This window comes from Caulobacter vibrioides (genome assembly GCF_002858865.1).
Lineage (GTDB): Bacteria > Pseudomonadota > Alphaproteobacteria > Caulobacterales > Caulobacteraceae > Caulobacter > Caulobacter vibrioides.
The window spans coordinates 14,779-32,153 of record NZ_PJRR01000008.1 but is presented as its reverse complement, the minus strand read 5'-3'; the positions used below and the strand labels follow the sequence as shown (position 1 = coordinate 32,153).

Sequence of the window (17,375 nt, the reverse complement as noted above, 5' to 3'; positions counted from 1 at the left end):
GCGTTCGAATTTCAGGAGATCCTCATGGCCATTGACGCCGCCACCGTGCGGAAGGTCGCGCGCCTCGCCCGCATCGCGACGCCCGAAGAGCGCCTGGAGCCGCTGGCCCAGGAACTGAACGGCATCATGACGTGGATCGAGCAGTTGGCCGAGGTGGACACCGATGGCTGCGAGCCCCTGACCAGCGTCGTCGCGGCCGGCCTGCCGCTGCGCGAGGATGTCGTCACCATGGGCGGCGATCCGGCCCGCGTGACCAGCAACGCGCCCAAGTCGATCAACAACTTCTTCGTCGTGCCGAAGGTCGTCGAATAATGAGCCTGACGAACCTGACCCTGAAGGCCGCCATCGACGGCCTGGCCGCCCGCGAGTTCACCTCGGTCGAGCTGACCCGCGCCCACATCGACGCCATCGAGGCCGCGCGCGGCCTGAACGCCTACATCCTGGAGACCCCGGACAAGGCGATAGACATGGCCGCCAAGTCCGACGCCCGCCGGGCGCTGGGCGAGGCTGGTCCCCTGGAAGGCGCGCCGCTGGGCGTGAAGGATCTGTTCTGCACCAACGGCGTGCGGACCACGGCCTGCTCGAAGATCCTCGAGAACTTCGTCCCGACCTACGAGTCGACGGTGACCAGCCAGCTGTGGCGCGACGGCGCGGTGATGCTGGGCAAGCTTAACCTCGACCAGTTCGCCATGGGCTCGTCGAACGAGACCAGCTATTTCGGCCCGGTGACCAACCCCTGGCGCGCCCAGGGCTCGACCAAGGCCCTGACCCCGGGCGGCTCGTCCGGCGGCTCGGCCGCGGCGGTCGCGGCGGACCTGTGCCTGGGCGCGACGGCCACCGACACCGGCGGCTCGATCCGCCAGCCGGCCGCCTTCACCGGCACCGTGGGTATCAAGCCGACCTACGGCCGCTGCTCGCGCTGGGGCGTGGTGGCTTTCGCCAGCTCGCTGGACCAGGCGGGGCCCATCGCCAAGACCGTCGAGGATGCGGCCCTGCTGCTGACCTCGATGTCGGGCCATGACCCCAAGGACTCGACCAGCCTCGACATCCCGGTTCCGGACTTCACCCAGTTCGTCGGCAAGTCGGTGAAGGGCCTGAAGATCGGTATTCCGAAGGAGTACCGCGTCGACAACATGCCGGCCGAGATCGAGAAGCTCTGGCAGGATGGCATCGCCTGGCTGAAGGAGGCCGGCTGCGAGATCGTCGACATCAGCCTGCCGCACACCAAGTATGCCCTGCCGGCCTACTACATCGTGGCCCCTGCCGAGGCGTCCTCGAACCTCGCCCGCTATGACGGCATGCGTTACGGCCTGCGCGAAGAGGGCGCCAACCTCACCGAGATCTACGAGAACACGCGCGCCTCGGGTTTCGGCGACGAGGTCAAACGCCGCATCCTGATCGGCACCTATGTGCTGAGCGCCGGCTATTACGACGCCTACTATCTGAAGGCCCTGAAGGTGCGTCGCCGCATCGCCGAGGATTTCGACAACGCCTGGACGAAGTGCGACGCGATCCTCACCCCGACCGCGCCCTCGGCGGCGTTTGGCCTGGGCGAGAACAGCAATGATCCGATCGCCATGTACCTGAACGACGTCTTCACGGTGACGACGAACCTGGCCGGCCTGCCGGGCCTCAGCCTGCCCGCCGGCCTCGACGCCAACGGCCTGCCGCTGGGCCTGCAGATCATCGGCAAGCCGCTGGACGAGGCGACCGTGTTCTCGGTCGCCGGGGCGGTCGAGAAGGCGGCCGGTTTCACGGCCAAGGCCGAGAAGTGGTGGTGAGCGCGATGAACGAGAACGCCAAGGTCATCAAGGGCCGCACGGGCGACTGGGAAATGGTCCTCGGTCTTGAGGTCCACGCCCAGGTCGCCAGCAAGTCCAAGCTCTTCTCGGGCGCCGCCGTCGGTTTCGGCGCGGGGCCGAACGAGCAGGTCAGCCTCGTGGACGCGGCCATGCCCGGCATGCTGCCGGTGCTGAACCGGTTCTGCGTCGAGCAGGCGGTGAAGACGGGTCTGGGCCTGCGCGCGCAGATCAACCTGAAGAGCCGCTTCGACCGGAAGAACTACTTCTATCCGGATCTGCCGCAGGGCTATCAGATCAGCCAGTTCGACCAGCCGATCGTCGGCGAGGGCGTGGTCAGCGTCGAGCGCGACGACGGCACGACCTTCGACGTGCGCATTGAGCGCCTGCACCTGGAACAGGACGCCGGCAAGTCGCTGCACGATCAGGATCCGAACGCGACCTATGTCGACCTGAACCGCGCCGGCACCGCGCTGATGGAGATCGTCTCTAAGCCCGACATGCGCACCTCCGAAGAGGCCGCCGCCTATGTGAAGAAGCTGCGCACGATCCTGGTCTATCTGGGCACCTGCGACGGCGACATGGAGAAGGGCAACCTGCGCGCCGACGTCAACGTCTCGGTCTGCCGTCCCGGCGACTATGAGAAGTTCCGCGCCACGGGCGACTTCAAGCACCTGGGCACGCGCTGCGAGATCAAGAACGTCAACTCGTATCGCTACATCCAGCAGGCCATCGAATATGAGGCCCGTCGCCAGATCGAGATCCTCGAGGACGGCGGCAAGGTCGATCAGGAAACCCGCCTGTTCGACCCGACCAAGGGCGAGACGCGCTCGATGCGTTCGAAGGAAGAGGCGCACGACTATCGCTACTTCCCCGATCCGGACCTGCTGCCGCTGGTGCTGGATCCGGCCTGGGTGAAGTCGATCGAAGAGACCCTGCCGGAACTGCCGGACGCCAAGAAGGCGCGCCTGCAGAGCCAGTATGGCCTGTCGGCCTATGACGCCGGCGTCTTGATCATCGACGCCGACCGCGCCGACTACTTCGAGGCTGCGGCCAAGGGGCGCGACGCCAAGCTGGTGGCCAACTGGGTCACCAACGAACTGCTGGCCAAGCTGTCGGCGGCCGGGACCGAGTTCTCCAACTCGCCGCTGCCGCACACCGACATCGGCCAGCTGGTCGAGCTGATCGAGAACGGCACCATCTCCTCGAAGATCGCCAAGGAAGTCTTCGAGCACATGTGGGCCGGCGAAGGCCGTCCCGCCGAGATCGTCGAGAAGCGCGGCCTGGTTCAGATCAACGACACCGGCGCCATCGAGAAGGCCATCGACGACCTGATCGCGGGCAATCCCGACAAGGCCGAAGCCGTGAAGGACAAGCCGCAGGCGCTGGGCTGGTTCGTCGGTCAGGTCATGAAGGCCACCGGCGGCAAGGCCAATCCGGGCACGGTCAACGAGCTTCTGCGCAAGAAGCTGGGCGTCGAGTAGGCGCTCGATCAGCCCCAAGACGGACGAGGGCCCGCGGCGCAAGCTGCGGGCCCTTTTTCTTGGTCGTTTAGCGGCCTGCGATAACGTCGAAGATCAGGCCGGTCGCAATCGCCGCCAGCACATAGTCGTCGCCGGTGCGGTACCAGTAATAGCCGCGCGGCGGCGAACGCAGGTTGTAGCGATAGTAGTCGCTCACGACATAGCCATGGCCGCGATAGTAGCTGGGCAGATAGGCGCCGCGACGCCAGGCGCTGTAGCCTGGGCGATAGCCGGGATGGCCGTAATAGGCCGAGGGCGGCGGGCCATAGTACCAGCGGCTGTTATAGTAGTAGCCGTTGTGACGACCGCGATCCCAGCGGTCTCGACGATCCCAGCGGTCGCCACGATCCCAGCCGCCGCGGTGATCGCGATCCCAGCCGCCTAGGTCGTGGTCTCGGCCGCGATCCCAGTCACGGTCCCGATCCCAGTCACGGTCGCGGTCACGGTGTTCCCAGCGTCCGCGGTCCTGGGCGGCGGCGTCGGTGGCGCTCAGGGCCATCGGGCCGGCCACAGACGCCACAGCGGCGATCGTCAGCAGCAGACGCTTCATCTCGTCTTCTCCTCGTGGTCGGGCGAACACCCTCCGGCGCCGCCAAAACGTCCCTCGACCCTGGAGCGCACGATCAGCGGGCGCGGCTGAACCCAGCCTGAATGGGGTTGTCAGCGATTTGCCCTGCCGCCCCCTTGGCGGGCGGCGCGGCGGGGACCATGTTCGGGAACAACGACGATTACGGGAGGGGAGGCCGATGAGCCGTCCGATCGAACTGCACTATTGGCCCACGCCCAACGGCTGGAAGATCTCCATCGCCCTGGAGGAAATGGGCCTGCCCTACGAGATGGTTCCGGTGAACATCGGCGTCGGCGAGCAGTTCAAGCCGGAGTTCCTGGCCATAAGCCCCAACAACCGCATGCCGGCGATCGTCGACCCCGATGGGCCGGACGGTCAGCCGATCTCGATCTTCGAATCCGGCGCGATCCTGCAGTACCTGGCCCGCAAGTCCGGCCAGTTCTACGGCGCCAATGAGCGTGAGCGGGTCGATATCGACCAGTGGGTGATGTGGCAGATGGGCGGGCTCGGACCCATGGCCGGCCAGACGCATCACTTCCGCCAGTATGCGCCTGCGATCATCGCCGACCAGCGCCAGATCGCCTATGGCGTGATCCGCTACACCAACGAGACCCACCGCCTGTACGGCGTCTTGAACAAGCGTCTTGAGGGGCGTGAGTTCGTCTGCGGCCAATTGTCCATCGCCGACTTCATGATCTGGCCCTGGATTGTGCCGTGGAAAAATCAGGGCATCATTCTGGAAGAGTTTCCGCACCTGAAGGCGTGGTTCGAGCGCGTCGGCGCGCGCGAGGCCGTCCAGAAGGGCTTCAAGCTGGGCGCGGAACTCCGCTCCGGCGGCCTGCAAGCCTCTGGAAAAGCTGCGGAAGACGCTCGCAGAGTCCTGTTCGGTCAGCGCGCCCGTTAACGTGCTGTATACTGGCCTTTACGCGCAGTAATCACCTCTAATAACTAGTATACTCGACATTATTTTCATGATGTTTTGCCGCTTAACTATATGTTCAGTGGCTGTGGACTTTTCTTCTCTCAGGCTCTGATCCGCCAGAACGGCGGGGCGAGCTTGAGAGAGGAGATGTGCCATGATGTTGATGAATGAACCGCCGGCCGTCGTTTCCACGCTGCCGCTGCCCACCGCCGAATCCACCGGCGACGAACTGTTCCGCATGGGTCTGCTGTACTCGACCGGTCAGGGCGGCGCGCCGCTGGACTATGTGTCGGCCCACATGCTGTTCAATCTGGCCGCCATGCGCGGGTCGATCGAGGCCAAGGTCTATCGCAAGGAACTCTCGCAGGAGATGGCCAGCGAAGAGGTCGCCGAAGCCCAGCGTCAGGCGCGCGAGTGGCTGGCCCACGGCTGAGCCCGGTTCTCCGGGCTCGATGCGCCTTCGCTCATCCGCCGCTTAGCGGATGTTGCCGTTGATCGCGTAGCTGAAGCTGACCGGCAGCAGGTCGCGGAAGTACTGCTGCATGAACAGACCCGTCTCCGCCGCGCCGCTGCGCGGCACGTAGACGATGTCGAAGCGGCGTAGCGGCACCAGGTCCGCACCGCCGGGGCTGGTCAGACCCCTCAGCAGGTCGGCCGTCCGCATCATCGCCCGCCCGTCGGGGCCGCGACGAATGATCACGACCTGATTGCGCTTGGCGGTGGTCTTGAACCCGCCCGCCTGGATGATGGCGCGCAAGGCGTCGCCGTCGCCGGCCATGTCGAACACGCCGGGATTCCCGACCTCGCCGCCGACGAACACCTTCAGCGGCGCTGTCGCCTTCACTGAAATCTGCACCTGTGGACGCAGCAGGGTGCCGGCATAGGCCTGGCTCAGCGAGGCTTGCAGCTCGCCGATCGTGCGATCGGCGGCCATGACCGGCTGCACGAGCGGCACGGTGATCCGGCCGTCAGGCTGCACGGTGGCGGTCTTGTTCAGTTCCGGCGCCGAGGGCACCGTCATCTCGATCTCGTCGCCCGGATAGAAGCGATAGTCGGGCTCTGCCTCGCTCCAGTCCGCGTAACCGATGTTGGAGAAGGTCGCGGTCGGGCGCGGCGCAGGCGTGATCGGCTCTGCGTCGAGGTGCCCGCAGGCGGTCGTCCCGCCTGCCATCAGGACCACGGCCAAGGCCGTCATGAAGTGCGTGCGGCTCTGCATGCGACAAGTCTTAACAGGAATGGGTAACGAACCCTTAAGACCGCCAGCCCCAGGGTGCGAGCCAAGTTAGACCGCCCGGATTCGCATGTCGACGAGCGCCTGGATCAGCGTGCCGCACGACTCTCCGCCGCCCATGGCGGGGGGAGGCGCCGGCGCGCGGGCGCGCTACGCCCCCAGCGACTTCATCACCCTGCTGTGGCGCGAGCGATTCCTTATGCTCATGGTGTTCGTGGTCATCGCCGTGATCGGCGTCGGCTTCGCCATGACGCTGAAGAAGAGCTACGAAGCCCAGTCCAGCCTCTTCGTGCGGCTGGGCCAGGAATATGTCTATGAGCCGCGCGCCGGCGACGCCGGCCGAGGCGCGGTGCCGACCAATGACGAGGTCATCCAGTCCGAAGCCGAGATCCTGGGCAGTGGCGAGCTGCGCGAGCGCGTGATCCGCAAGATCGGCTTTGGAAACATCTTCCCGAGCGCGGCCGCCAAGTACGCGGTGGCTTCGCCTGAGGAGAAGCGCAAGCTGATCGCCGAGGGGCGAGACTCGATCGCCAAGAGCCTCAAGATCGAGACCGCGCCGGACAACTCGATCATCCGCCTGGCCTATCAGCACCAGAACCCCGAGATCGCAGAGAAAGTGCTGAATACTCTGCTTGAAGAGTATCTGATCTATCGCCGCACGCTGCTGATCGGCGGCGACAACCGGGTTCTGGAGCGCCAGCGCGATATCTTCTCGCAGAAGCTGTCCGAGGCGGACGCGGCCTATCAGTCCTTCCTGATGACCAACGACATCGGCGACTTCAACGCCCAGAAGACGGCGCTGACCCAACTGCAGGCCCAGGTCGAACAGCAGAAATACTCTATAGACGCTCAGCTACAGGACCGTACGGGTCGCCTCGGGGCCGTCGAGGCCGAGCTGGCGCGCACGCCGGCCGAGACGATCCTCTATCGCGACACCGACATGTCGGCGTCGACCAAGCTGGCGCAGCTGAAACTGGACCGGGAAGGCCTGCTGTCGCGCTACACGCCCAACGCCCAGCCGGTGATCGACATCAACGCCCAGATCGCCCAGCTGGAGGCGGGCCTGGCCGCCGGCCGCACGGCGGGCGAGGGCGCGCGCCGCAGCGGCCCGAACCCGATCTGGCAGACCCTGGCCACGACCCGCAACGACCTGCGAGCCGAGGTCGCGGCTCTGCAGCAGTCGCAGGCCGCCTACGCCCAGCAGGTGACCGACGTGAATTCACGCCTTCTGCGCCTGGCGCAACTGGAGCCGCAGTTCAACGAGCTGTCGCGAGACCGCGACGTGTTGTCCTCGAACGTTCGCGACTTCACCGTCAAGGAACAGCAGGACGAGGCTCAGCGGCAGATGTCGGCCGAGAGCAGCGACAACATCCGCATCGTCCAGCGCGCCGTGGCTCCGTCGACCGGCAAGAGCCTGAAGAAGCCCGTCCTGGCCCTGGCGATCATGTTCGCCGGTTTCACCGCCCTTTGTGCGGGTCTGGTGCGGATGTTCCTGCGTCCGGGCCTGCAGACCCCGGCCTCGGCCTCGCGCACCCTGGGCATGCCGGTGCTGGCGACGGCGGCCGTCAAGCGGTGAGCGCTTTGGTCGCCTTTCGCCCGCAGGGTTAATATCGCAGTTTGCGAAGTCCTGGCCGCGTAGCGATTCGGTAGATGGTGGATTTGAACGTCGAGATGACGGAGTTGTGGAGTGCGCTGGGCGCGCCCCCGGCTGGCCGTCCGCACGTCGTTCAGTTCGTGGCGGCGCGGCGCGGGGAGGGCACATCGACCGTGGCCCGCGAATTCGCGCGCTTTGCGTCTCGCCGCGCGGGTCGCAAGACCTGGCTGATCGACATGGATCTCAGCGATCCCACCCAGTTTCAGGCCCTAGCGGCCGATCCCCAACGCTACGGACCGCTGGGCCCGCCGGTCGCGGCCTCGCCGGACGGGTCGGTTTTCTTCACCGTGCAGCCGCCCGCGCCAAACCCCGAGGGGGGCGTCTGGCCGGACGCCAAGTATCTGGTTGGCCATAGCGTAGGCGGACCGCGCCTGTGGGTGGCGCGTTTGAACCGTGAGGCCCTGCGGGGCCGGCAGCAGGCCCACGTGATCCCGTCGCCGGACTACTGGCGCGCGCTGCGCAAGCACGCCGAGGTCATCGTCGTGGACTGCCCCTCGGTCGATCGCTCGCAATCTGGGCCGACCATCGCGCGGCACATGGACCAGACCGTCCTCGTCGTCTCCGCCGACCAACCCGACGTGCGTCAGCCTGCGCTGCTGCGCGATGCGATCACGGCGGCGGGCGGACGCTGCGCGGGGCTGTTCTTCAACAAGGTCTCGCTGCAACCGCCAGCCTTCCTGAAGGCCATCCTGCCGTGACCTACGCGCCGGCGCCCCTGGGCTGGAGCGCGGAGCGACCTCAAGCAGTCTCGCCCTCGCTCCTCACGGTGGCGGTGGCCGTCGTGATGTTGTTGATCTTCAGCGCCGGCTGGCACTTGCCGCTGTTTGGAGAGAAGGCCGACGAGGCGGCTTCGGGCCTTCTGCGTGTGGCGTTCCTGCCCGCCTATGGTCTGGCCTTCCTGCTGATCATGGGGCGGCCCTGGAACATGGTCCGGGTCACGGTTCGACAGCCGTTTCTGATCATCCTGATGGTCGTGGTCGTGGCCTCGATCTCCTGGTCGATCCAGCCGGATGTCTCGATCCGCCGCGGCTTCGCCGTCGGCTGCACGACCCTGGCGGGCCTGGCCCTGGCCTCTCGCTTCCGCTGGGCTGAGTTGGCCCGGTTGTTCGCGATCACCTACTGCTTCCTGATCGTGGCCAGCTACCTGGTCAGCCTGGCCCTTCCCTCGATCGGCGTGATGACCGAGATCTTTCCCGGCGCCTGGCGCGGGCTATGGATGGAGAAGAACGGACTGGGCGGACTGATGGCCTTCGGGGCCTGTCTGCTGGGCGCGGCGGCCTTGCTGAACCCGGATCGCGCCAAGCTTTTCACGCTGTTCGCGGGTCTGGCCATAGGCCTGGTGCTGCTGTCGCAGTCCAAGACGGCGCTGGCCTCGCTCCTGCTGGGCATGACGGCGCTCGGGTTCGTGTGGATCGTCCAGCGCGGGCCGGCCCTCGGCGCGGCCGCCACCTGGGCCGGGGTCACCGGGGCGCTGCTGCTGGTGATGTTCGTGCTGCTGGCCTCGGACATGCTGTTCGAGATTCTCGGCAAGGACGCCACCCTGACGGGCCGCACCGAGATCTGGACCGCCGCCATGCGCCAGATCGAGCAGCGACCCTGGCAGGGCTATGGTTATGCGGCGGTCTGGAGCGACAAGTCCGGCTGGGGGCCGCTGGCCTGGATCGTCAATGACGCCAAGTTCGTCCCCCAGCACGCCCACAATTCCTGGCTGGAACAGTGGCTCGGCATCGGCCTGTTCGGCCTGATCGCCTGGGGGCTGTTCTACCTGCAGACCATGTCGCTGGCGGTGGTCGCGGTTTATCGCGAGCGCGGCGCGATGCTGGCCTTCCCGTTCCTGGTGGTGTTCACCCTGGTCAGCCTGACCGAGAGCATCGCGGTGGTCTATAACGACTTCCGCTGGGTGCTGTTCGTCTCGCTGGCCGCCAAGCTGGCCTTCTCCGACCGGGCTCAGGAGGAAGTCTAGAGCCCGATCCGCCGCGAGCCCTCGGCCACGGTCACCACATCGAACCCGTCGGCGAGGGCGCGATCGATCAGGCGCTCCAGCGCCTCCGTGGTGCAGCCCCATTGGGACGGCTGCTCAGCCACATCGTGGGTGTAGAGGATCAGCCAGGCCTTGCGCGCCTTGGCCTTGTCGAGCCAAGCCTTGGCGACTGTCTCCCCATCCTCGCCCTCGATGCCGACGGCGGGCGTCTGGTTGAGATCCGCGCCGTCGGTGATCAGCCCGTGGTGCAGGGCGCGCAGCGTCTTGAACCGGCCGCTCAGCGCGGTCTTGGCCGGCGCGGCCACATCCCCGTAGGGATAGGCGAAGCTGACTGGGTCTCCCGCGCCCCAGGCCGCGAGGCTCTCGGCGTTGCGGTCCACGTCCGCCAGCGTCTCGGCCTGGCTCGACTGGCCGCAATCGAGGTGGGAGTAGGTGTGGCAGGCGATCTCGTGGCCGGCCTCATGCAGGCGGCGCGCGTCCTCGCCCGTGGCGTAGCGGCCCATCGGACCGTCGCGGCCCGTCAGACCCGCCGCGAAGTAATAGGTGCCGCGCAGGCCCCGCGCCTCCAGAGCCCTGGCGCCGGCCTCACAGGCGGTGGTGGGGGCGTCGTCGAAGCTGAACGACACCATCGGACGCTCCAGCGCCACCTTGGCCGGCCGGCGGTGGGCCAGCCGGATCAGCCGGCGGCGCAGCTTGCCCTTCAGGCTGCGGTCGGGCTCGTAGGCGTCGACCTTCTCGAATTCCACCTGCATCAGACGGCCTCGCTGTAGAGCGCCGCGCGATAGAGCCGCATGGCGAAGGCGCGAAGGGAGACGGGCGCGGCCTCGGCCAGCGCCACCTTTTTCAGAAGCGGCCGCCAGACGCTGCTGAGCGGAACGGCCTTCAGCAGCTTGGCGACCTTGTAGCTGGGATAGGCGCTGACCACGTCGCGGTGGCTGGCCACCACGCGCGCGAAATTGGCGGCGGACTGTTCGTACTTGGCGGCCATCACCGGGGCGGGGTCCAGGCCCAGATGCGTGGCGGTGTTGTCGATGTGCAGGATCGGATGCTGGCGTGCGACGCGCATCGCCCACTCCACATCCTCCCAGCCCCAGCCGGAAAAGCCCTCGTCGAAGCCGACGGTCTCGAAGACATCGCGGCGGACCAGCAGGTTCGAGGTGAAGACGTGCTTTTCCGGCGCCTTGGCGCGCTCGGGCGCCGGCGTGCAGTCGCTCTTCAGGGCCATGGCCCGGTGCAGGGCGTGCTCGGGACGCTGAGGGGTCTGGTCCAGGGTGAAGCCGCCGAAGGCTACCGCTGCGCCGGTATCTGCCACCGCCGACCAGCGGTCCAGGAAGTCGGGGGTGTCGGGCAGCATGTCGCTGTCCAAGAACAGGAAGTGGCCGCCGCGCGCGTGCGAGGCCAAGCGATTGCGGCCCTTGGCGCGGCCCTCATTGCGCGACAGGCGCACGAAGCGGGCGGGCGTGCGCATCTTCTCGATCCGTCGGGCGATCCGTTCGGCCAGGGCGTCATCGCCGCCACCGTCGTCCAGCACCACGACCTCTACGGCGGCATTGGTGTGGTCCAGGGCCTTGAGCAGGGCGCTGGGGTCGTCGCGGAAGGTCGGGATCAGCACCGACAGGCGCGGCTGCGCCGCGGCCCAGGCGGCGTTCTCGAGGCGCAGATCAGTGACGGGCGCGTTCATGCGGCTTGCGCCTTTCGACGAAGGATCAGGGAAAGCTTGCCGCGCAGGCCGGCGACATCAAGGCCCAGCACCAGGGCGCCGTAGACGGCTGCGCCGACGCCGGCCTTCAGGACCAGTTCAAGCAGCCCGCCCGGCGCGGGAAGCAGCGCGACGCAGGCGGCCATGGCCAGGCTCGCGCCGGCGGCCTTAGTCAGCACCGCCCAGGGGATCGGCAGAGGGCAGGCGCGGCGGCCCAGCGCCCAGGCCGCGACGGCGCCCAGGCCGTAGCTGACCGTGGTGGCGATCAGCGCGCCGTCGAGGCCAAGGCGCGGGATCAGGACAAGGTTCAGGGCCACATTGGCCAGGGCCGGCGCGCTCATGCTGACGATCAGCAGCGAGGTCCGACGCGCCAGGGTGAAGGCCTGCAGCAGATAGTAGGTGGTGACGCCCGACAGCCAGCCGCTGGCGGCGATCCATGGGGTGACGTGACTGGCTTGTTCGCGCATGGCCTCGCCGACCATCAGGTCCGCCAGGGGGCGGGCGACGAGCGCGAGGCCGACGGCGGCGGGCAGGGTCAGCAGCACGATGACGCCGGCCTGCTCGCGGGCGGCGTCTTCCAGGGCCGGCTGGCCGCCGCGCTCCAGCGCCTGGATCAAGGCAGGACCGCCGGCCATGCCCAGCCAGATGAACACCACGTCGAGCGTGCGGCTGCCCAGCGAGTAGCCGGCATGGTAGACACCGACCGTGGCCTCGTCGAGGAAGGTCGCCAGCAGCAGGCGGTCGGTGCTGGCCAGCACCAGGGCCAGGATCAGCGACAGCGCCACGGGCGCGCCGTAGGTGAAATAGGTTCGCGCCAGCGCCTTATCGAAGCGTCCGCCGGTCATGAACTTCAACTCGCGCGACAGCACCACGGCGACGCAGGCCAGGGACACGATCCCGATCCCCAGCAGCGGCGCCGCGCCGCCCAGGCCCGCCAGCGCGAAGCCCAGGCCCAGGGCGAAGCCGCCGGCGGTCTGGACCATCGACAGCATAGCCGCGCCCGAGACCTCGCCCGCCGCACGTCGACGTTCCTGCGCCAGCTTCACCAGGCTGTTGACCAGCACGGCGGCGAAGCCGGCCGCGAGCGCGATACGCAGGGGGCCGTTCAGCGGTGCGAAGGCCAGGACCGCGCCGCCGACCACAGGCACGGCCAGGGCTGCGCCGAGCCAGAGCCGATAGAGCGTCGCGAAGTGGTCGGCGATCCGACCGTCCTCGCTCCGCGTGGCCAGGAACCGCGCCATGGCCGCCTCGGTCCAGGTCAGCAGACCGGTCTGCACCAGGCTGAAGACCGAGAACGCCAGGGCGTAGACGCCGTATTGCGCCGGATCCAGCAGGCGCGTGAAGAGGACGATGGTGAGCAGGCCCACCACGCCTTGGACGATGTTGACCGGCAGATAGCCGAGGACGCCGCGCCAGAACATGCGCGGCCTAGCGCACGGCGGACCGATCCCCCAGCAGGCAGGGGATGGTCATGGCGATGATGTAGATATCCAGCCAGAACGACTGACGCTCGATGTACTCGACGTCCAGCGCCACCCGCAGGCGGACGCTTTCGGGCGTGTCGACCGGACCGCGCGAGCCCTTGATGGCGGCCCAGCCGGTGACGCCGGGCTTCATACGATGGCGGTGGGCGTACTGGGCGACCAGCTTGGCCGACTCCACGCCGGCGGTCTTCATGCCGATGGCGTGGGGGCGGGGGCCGACGATCGACATCTCGCCCGTCAGCACGTTGAACAGTTGGGGCAGCTCATCAAGGCTGGTCTTGCGGATGAACTTGCCCACGCGCGTGACGCGGTCGTCATCGGCGCTGACCTGGCGGGCGGCGCTGGCGTCGGCCATCTCATGCCGCATCGAGCGGAACTTCCAGACGAGAATCGCCTCGTTATTGAAGCCGTGACGGCGCTGGCGGAAAAAGACCGGGCCCGGGCTGTCCAGCTTCACCGCCAGGGCGACCAGCAGCATCACCGGTCCGGCGACCAAGAGGCCCGCGCCCGCGACCACCAGATCCTGGGCGCGCTTGAGCAGGGCGCGACGGGTCGAGGCGGGCGAACCCGAGAGCGGCGCTGCGCTTCCGGCGGCGATACGGACCAGCGCCGCATCGTCCTCGGCCGCGCCGCCGACATCGATGAACAGGTGCAGCGGGTTGGGCAGGACGTCCAGCTTCTCGACCAGCTGCCGCACGCGGGTCTGCGCGGTCGAGGCCACCGCGATCACGACGCGGTCAACATAGGGCATGATGCGGTGGTCGAGCAGGGCGCCGGTGTCGCCCAACACCGGCACGCCGAGGATGTTGGCCGGCGCGCGGTCCAGGCGGTCGTCGAAGACGCCCAACACATTGACCTCGCCGGTCCGCATGGCCGCCTCGATCAGGCGTTCGGCGTTCTTGGTCGCGCCGACCACGACGATGTTGGGCGTCAGTCGCCCTTGGGCGCGGCCGCGTGCGATCACCGTCCACCAGGCGACGTGCGCTCCGGCCACGGCGCCGGACGCCGCCAAAAGAGTCCACACGACAGGCGTTTGGGCTCCGCCGGTCGCCAGGCTGGCCCCGATCCCTATCAGCAGGCTGACGCCGAGGGCCAGCCCCGCGCGCGTCATGTGCGCGGTCAGAGGCTGCTTCCTCGGGAAGACGTAGGCGCCGACAAGGCGAAGGCCGATCAAGGCGGCTATGGCCCAAAGACCCGCCACAATGGGCGCGCCCAGCGCGGTGACCGCAACCGCGACGGCGGCGGCGATCAGGATGTCGACGGCGCGAAAGGTGCGGGCCAGCAGCCGTGTTTCCAACCGTGCGCGCGAAGGCACCAGTCGGCCCGGCCGGAAAGGCCCTCGCTTCGCCGCGCCCGACGGATCGCCTCCTCCGTCCCCCGAGCGAGGAGAAGAAGTCTCCGGCGTGGGGGCGAAGGCGAGGGGTTCAGCCTGGGAGAGGGGAGGAGACACGGGACGCAGGATGCTCGTCGTTGGGAAAACCACGTTCAGCCTAGCGATCCCGTCTGAGCGTCACGTTAACACCGGAAAATTCCGACATCCGCCGTTGTCATCGCGAAGCGAACACGCTATCGAACCGCTCCCTCTCAGGAGGAGACGTGGCCGAGAGGCTGAAGGCACCGCTTTGCTAAAGCGGCATACCTCAAAAGGGTATCGAGGGTTCGAATCCCTCCGTCTCCGCCATTCCTCCCTTTTTTTGGTAATTCCCGCGTGTCAACGCTCGTCTGAGCGTGTCCAGGGGTGCTGGAAAAGTCGCGAATTTTCAATCATTTATAACTTTTCGACTCGGGTGGATGTCCGCGTGCGTCCACACGCATCTCCATCTGGCGCGTTCAAAGACCGTATAAAGAACCGTATAAAGAAGCGGACTGACCACGCCCCGTCTGGTGCAGCGGCTGAATGCTTCGGCGCTGAGGCGCCTCGACTCGCCGGGTTTCGATCCGGACGGTGATGGCCTTCATTCGCAGGTCGCCGGGACCGGTGGGCGCTCTTGGGTGTTTCGCTACTGGGTTCGTGGCCGTGAGTGACGCATGGGGCAAGGTCCGGGCCGAATGCCTGAACACCGCCTGGTTCATATCCCTCGACGACGCCCGCTCAAAACGCGAGGCTCGGTGTAAGGACTATAACGAACATCGTCCCCACAGCGCGATCGGCGACAAGTGCCCGATTGAGCTGATGAACGGCGCCGGGCCATATGGCCCGCCAGCGCCTGACCGGCGAGAAATCCCAGCCCTACCTAGTCCAAGGTTGGGGGCAAGGTCATGGTGGGGCGGACTCTAGTTGTTTTTGGAGGAGTTTCAGGGGGGGGCACGTCACCACCCGTCACTCGAATTTATGCTTTCTGTTCAACATGTTATCGTGAGGCCTGACTTAATCGAAAGTTCGGCTCAACACAGAAACTCCACCGCCGTCACCTTGCGGCCGCCGCCAACCCGATTGAGTTGCACCACGATATCGACGACCTGGCGCACATAGTTGCGAACCGTGTCCCAGCCTAGGTCCACGCCCGCGAGCAGCGAAAGCAGCGCGATCTGATCCAGGGCGCCTTGCGGACTATCGGCATGGACCGTGGTGATGGAGCCGGGATGGCCGGTATTGACCGCCCGGAGGAAAGCGAAGGCCTCACGACCGCGCAACTCGCCCAGCAAGATCCGGTCAGGGCGCATCCGCAGGCTGGCTTGTAGGAGATCCTCGGCGTCGACCTGGGCCTCGCCCGTGTCGCTGCGCGCGGCGATCAGGCCGATCGCGTTCTCGTGACGCAGTTGGATTTCGGGGGCGTCTTCGATCAGGACGAGGCGCTCGTGCGCCGGGATCTCCTTGACCAGAGCGTTGAGCAAGGTGGTTTTGCCCGAGGACGTGCCGCCCGACAGGACGATCGTCTTGCGGCGTTGGATGGCGGTTCGAAGAAAACCTTCGACGTCGCCGGCGCTCAGCAAGGCGCGCAACTGAGCGTCCGCATCGGCCCGACCGGCCAAGGCCGGGGGCGCCAAGGTCCCGCCGATGGCGAGGTCGCTGAGGCTGAGGTCGCTGAGCGTGTGTTTGCGGATGGCCAGGGCAAGGTCGCCGCGCGTGGCTGGCGGCGCAATGATCTGTACGCGGGCGCCGTTTGGCAGACTGGCGCTGAGCAGCGGCTGTTCGCGACTGACGCCCTGGTGGCTGGCGGCGGCGATCTGGCGGGCCAGGCGCTGCAACGCCTGATCGGTGAGGTCCGGCGCAGCGAGGCGTGAGGTCACCCCCTCGGTGGTCTCGATCCAAACCTCTCCGGGCCGGTTCACCCAAATGTCCGTGACGTCAGCGCGATCCAGCCAAGGCTGTAGCGGCGCCAGATAGGCGGCGAGATAGACCCCCGTGCTCATCGCGTCTTTTGAACCACGCCGGAAAAATCAAGATCGCGCGCCACGAACACGCGGATCGGCGCTCCTTGGGCGACGGTGATAGTCGTGGGGATATCGATCTCGCGCTGCAGGGCGATGGACGCGATGTTCGAGGCCTGCTGCGGCGAGCCGATGATGATGGCGGTGTTGTCGCCGCCGTTGCCGTTGTTGGACGCGGCGTTGAGGCCCGCGTTGAGCACCGACAGCAGGATCGAAGCCCCAAACCTGCGGAAGAAGTGAGTGTTGGTCTCGCCATCAAGGCCGCCGCGACCCAGACGGTCGGCGCCCGGCGAGGCGATGTCGATCGACACGCCCTGGGGTGTCAGCACGCGCGACCAGACAATGAACGCCCGCGTCTGACCGGCGGCCACGCCGCTCTTGTACTGGCCGATCAGCTTGGAGCCACGCGGTATGAGCACGGTGGAGCCATCGAAGCCGCGCACGTCGCGGCTGACCACAGCGCGCACAAAGCCCGGGAGGTCGGAGTTGATCGCCGTTTCCAGAATCGCCGGGATCACCGTGCCTTGCGGCGCGACGAGGCTGGGATCAGTCAAGCGCGTGGCGCGCGCCGCATCGGCGTTGGCGCCGGCGACCTTCTCAGCAAAGCGCTCTTCAGCTGAGATCTTGCTGTCGTCTGCGGGTGGACGCGGGGCGGCGCGGGTTGGCGCAGGCTCAGCGCCTATTGTCGCCGCGACGCGGACGTCTCCGTCTGGCGCGGGGCGACTGTCCAGATCGACCACCATGGCCGGGGCGCGCAAGCGCGTCGTCGCCTCTTGCGCAGCCGTATCTGTCTGTGGGGTTAAAGGGCCTTCAGGCAGGCCGTCAGGCGAGGGCAGGCCTTGTTGCATCGCTCCGCTATCCGCCACAGCGATCGCGGGTATTGATGCTGCGGGCGACGGCGGCGCTGTCTCGGCCGCGAGCGCCGGGGGCGGCGTCGGCGGACGTTGAGCCGCTTCGCGGGCCTGACTGAGCGACGCGTAGACCACCATGCCCAAGATGATGATCGCGACGATCCCCAGCGCCAGACCCCACGGCGACTGTGGGCGGCTGACGGCGGTGGGCCCGTAGCCCAGTGGACGCAGCACGGGGCTGTCGAGATGGGGGTCTGAGGGAGGCGAAGGCGCGGTCATGGTCTGGGAGTC

At 67.3% G+C, this 17,375-nt stretch carries 15 protein-coding genes, 1 tRNA gene and 2 pseudogenes; 10 read left to right on the top strand and 8 right to left on the bottom strand.

From position 1 onward, the window contains the following. Positions 1–24 precede the first annotated feature (24 nt). Genes gatC through gatB form a run of 3 tightly spaced genes read left to right on the top strand, consistent with a single transcriptional unit; the run spans position 25 to position 3,283 of the window. Positions 25–312: an Asp-tRNA(Asn)/Glu-tRNA(Gln) amidotransferase subunit GatC gene (gatC, locus tag CVUC_RS04215; RefSeq protein ID WP_010920296.1), complete on the top strand. Its 288-nt coding sequence runs from the start codon at positions 25–27 to the stop codon at positions 310–312. Next, entirely contained in the window at positions 312–1,781 is a 1,470-nt protein-coding gene (gene gatA / locus CVUC_RS04210) for an Asp-tRNA(Asn)/Glu-tRNA(Gln) amidotransferase subunit GatA (RefSeq protein ID WP_096033784.1), read from the top strand. Before gatC ends, gatA begins: the two co-directional genes overlap by 1 nt. A 5-nt stretch (positions 1,782–1,786) precedes the next feature. Continuing rightward, positions 1,787–3,283, top strand: coding sequence for an Asp-tRNA(Asn)/Glu-tRNA(Gln) amidotransferase subunit GatB (gene gatB / locus CVUC_RS04205; RefSeq protein WP_096034795.1), 1,497 nt, complete (start codon positions 1,787–1,789; stop codon positions 3,281–3,283). 67 nt (positions 3,284–3,350) lie between these two features. Here the strand turns inward: gatB and CVUC_RS04200 are convergent, their stop codons facing one another. Continuing rightward, a complete protein-coding gene (locus tag CVUC_RS04200; RefSeq protein WP_096033783.1) occupies positions 3,351–3,872 on the bottom strand; it encodes an RcnB family protein in 522 nt (173 codons plus the stop codon). A 196-nt stretch (positions 3,873–4,068) separates the two neighbouring features. Between CVUC_RS04200 and CVUC_RS04195 the strand changes: the two genes are divergently transcribed. Both CVUC_RS04195 and CVUC_RS04190 read left to right on the top strand, forming a co-directional pair. Continuing rightward, positions 4,069–4,794 carry a glutathione S-transferase N-terminal domain-containing protein gene (locus tag CVUC_RS04195; RefSeq protein ID WP_010920292.1) on the top strand — a complete coding sequence of 242 codons (726 nt, stop codon included), beginning with the start codon at positions 4,069–4,071 and terminating at the stop codon, positions 4,792–4,794. Between the two features lie 172 nt (positions 4,795–4,966). Continuing rightward, complete coding sequence (locus tag CVUC_RS04190) at positions 4,967–5,245, top strand: sel1 repeat family protein (protein ID WP_010920291.1); 279 nt, start codon at positions 4,967–4,969, stop codon at positions 5,243–5,245. A 42-nt stretch (positions 5,246–5,287) separates the two neighbouring features. Here the strand turns inward: CVUC_RS04190 and CVUC_RS04185 are convergent, their stop codons facing one another. Continuing rightward, entirely contained in the window at positions 5,288–6,028 is a 741-nt protein-coding gene (locus tag CVUC_RS04185; RefSeq protein WP_012640491.1) for a polysaccharide biosynthesis/export family protein, read from the bottom strand. Positions 6,029–6,113: 85 nt separating this feature from the next. On the opposite strand from CVUC_RS04185, the pseudogene CVUC_RS04180 reads away from it, so the two are divergent. The 3 genes and pseudogenes from CVUC_RS04180 (at position 6,114) to CVUC_RS04170 (ending at position 9,660) form a co-directional block, all read left to right on the top strand. Further along, a pseudogene (locus CVUC_RS04180) lies at positions 6,114–7,651 on the top strand (Wzz/FepE/Etk N-terminal domain-containing protein). Between the two features lie 42 nt (positions 7,652–7,693). Beyond that, on the top strand, positions 7,694–8,395 hold the full coding sequence (locus CVUC_RS04175; RefSeq protein ID WP_096033781.1) for a sugar kinase: 702 nt from the start codon (positions 7,694–7,696) through the stop codon (positions 8,393–8,395). Beyond that, complete coding sequence (locus tag CVUC_RS04170) at positions 8,392–9,660, top strand: O-antigen ligase family protein (RefSeq protein WP_096033780.1); 1,269 nt, start codon at positions 8,392–8,394, stop codon at positions 9,658–9,660. Before CVUC_RS04175 ends, CVUC_RS04170 begins: the two co-directional genes overlap by 4 nt. On the opposite strand, the gene hfsH is transcribed toward CVUC_RS04170, so the two are convergent. Genes hfsH through hfsE form a run of 4 tightly spaced genes read right to left on the bottom strand, consistent with a single transcriptional unit; the run spans position 9,657 to position 14,311 of the window. Next, positions 9,657–10,430, bottom strand: coding sequence for an oligosaccharide deacetylase HfsH (gene hfsH / locus CVUC_RS04165; protein WP_096033779.1), 774 nt, complete (start codon positions 10,428–10,430; stop codon positions 9,657–9,659). The genes CVUC_RS04170 and hfsH overlap by 4 nt on opposite strands. Beyond that, positions 10,430–11,359 (bottom strand): polysaccharide biosynthesis protein HfsG, encoded by a 930-nt coding sequence (hfsG, locus tag CVUC_RS04160; RefSeq protein ID WP_096033778.1) that lies wholly within the window; start codon positions 11,357–11,359, stop codon positions 10,430–10,432. Before hfsG ends, hfsH begins: the two co-directional genes overlap by 1 nt. Beyond that, on the bottom strand, positions 11,356–12,798 hold the full coding sequence (hfsF, locus tag CVUC_RS04155; RefSeq protein WP_096033777.1) for a polysaccharide biosynthesis protein HsfF: 1,443 nt from the start codon (positions 12,796–12,798) through the stop codon (positions 11,356–11,358). Before hfsF ends, hfsG begins: the two co-directional genes overlap by 4 nt. A gap of 7 nt (positions 12,799–12,805) precedes the next feature. Then, positions 12,806–14,311 carry a polysaccharide biosynthesis protein HfsE gene (gene hfsE, locus CVUC_RS04150; protein WP_164468158.1) on the bottom strand — a complete coding sequence of 502 codons (1,506 nt, stop codon included), beginning with the start codon at positions 14,309–14,311 and terminating at the stop codon, positions 12,806–12,808. A 140-nt stretch (positions 14,312–14,451) separates the two neighbouring features. Between hfsE and CVUC_RS04145 the strand changes: the two genes are divergently transcribed. Both CVUC_RS04145 and CVUC_RS04140 read left to right on the top strand, forming a co-directional pair. After that, positions 14,452–14,542 (top strand) — tRNA-Ser (locus tag CVUC_RS04145). Positions 14,543–14,893: 351 nt separating this feature from the next. Further along, positions 14,894–15,139 (top strand): annotated as a pseudogene (locus CVUC_RS04140) (integrase core domain-containing protein); the annotation flags it as partial. Between the two features lie 107 nt (positions 15,140–15,246). On the opposite strand, the gene virB11 reads toward CVUC_RS04140, so the two are convergent. Further along, entirely contained in the window at positions 15,247–16,215 is a 969-nt protein-coding gene (gene virB11, locus CVUC_RS04135) for a P-type DNA transfer ATPase VirB11 (protein ID WP_096033775.1), read from the bottom strand. Continuing rightward, the gene (gene virB10 / locus CVUC_RS04130; RefSeq protein ID WP_096033774.1) at positions 16,212–17,363 is read right to left on the bottom strand and encodes a type IV secretion system protein VirB10; all 1,152 of its coding nucleotides are present in this window, start codon (positions 17,361–17,363) and stop codon (positions 16,212–16,214) included. The genes virB11 and virB10 overlap by 4 nt, the downstream gene beginning before the upstream one ends. Positions 17,364–17,375 lie beyond the last annotated feature (12 nt).

Excerpts from the sequence above, each read along its gene's own strand:
- hfsH (WP_096033779.1), bottom strand. The coding sequence starts at position 10,430 with ATGCAGGTGGAATTCGAGAAGGTCGACGCCTACGAGCCCGACCGCAGC.
- CVUC_RS04175 (WP_096033781.1), top strand. The coding sequence starts at position 7,694 with ATGGTGGATTTGAACGTCGAGATGACGGAGTTGTGGAGTGCGCTGGGC.
- hfsF (WP_096033777.1), bottom strand. The coding sequence starts at position 12,798 with ATGTTCTGGCGCGGCGTCCTCGGCTATCTGCCGGTCAACATCGTCCAA.
- CVUC_RS04190 (WP_010920291.1), top strand. The coding sequence starts at position 4,967 with ATGATGTTGATGAATGAACCGCCGGCCGTCGTTTCCACGCTGCCGCTG.
- gatB (WP_096034795.1), top strand. The coding sequence starts at position 1,787 with ATGAACGAGAACGCCAAGGTCATCAAGGGCCGCACGGGCGACTGGGAA.
- gatC (WP_010920296.1), top strand. The coding sequence starts at position 25 with ATGGCCATTGACGCCGCCACCGTGCGGAAGGTCGCGCGCCTCGCCCGC.
- gatA (WP_096033784.1), top strand. The coding sequence starts at position 312 with ATGAGCCTGACGAACCTGACCCTGAAGGCCGCCATCGACGGCCTGGCC.
- CVUC_RS04195 (WP_010920292.1), top strand. The coding sequence starts at position 4,069 with ATGAGCCGTCCGATCGAACTGCACTATTGGCCCACGCCCAACGGCTGG.
- CVUC_RS04185 (WP_012640491.1), bottom strand. The coding sequence starts at position 6,028 with ATGCAGAGCCGCACGCACTTCATGACGGCCTTGGCCGTGGTCCTGATG.
- CVUC_RS04200 (WP_096033783.1), bottom strand. The coding sequence starts at position 3,872 with ATGAAGCGTCTGCTGCTGACGATCGCCGCTGTGGCGTCTGTGGCCGGC.
- hfsG (WP_096033778.1), bottom strand. The coding sequence starts at position 11,359 with ATGAACGCGCCCGTCACTGATCTGCGCCTCGAGAACGCCGCCTGGGCC.
- virB10 (WP_096033774.1), bottom strand. The coding sequence starts at position 17,363 with ATGACCGCGCCTTCGCCTCCCTCAGACCCCCATCTCGACAGCCCCGTG.
- virB11 (WP_096033775.1), bottom strand. The coding sequence starts at position 16,215 with ATGAGCACGGGGGTCTATCTCGCCGCCTATCTGGCGCCGCTACAGCCT.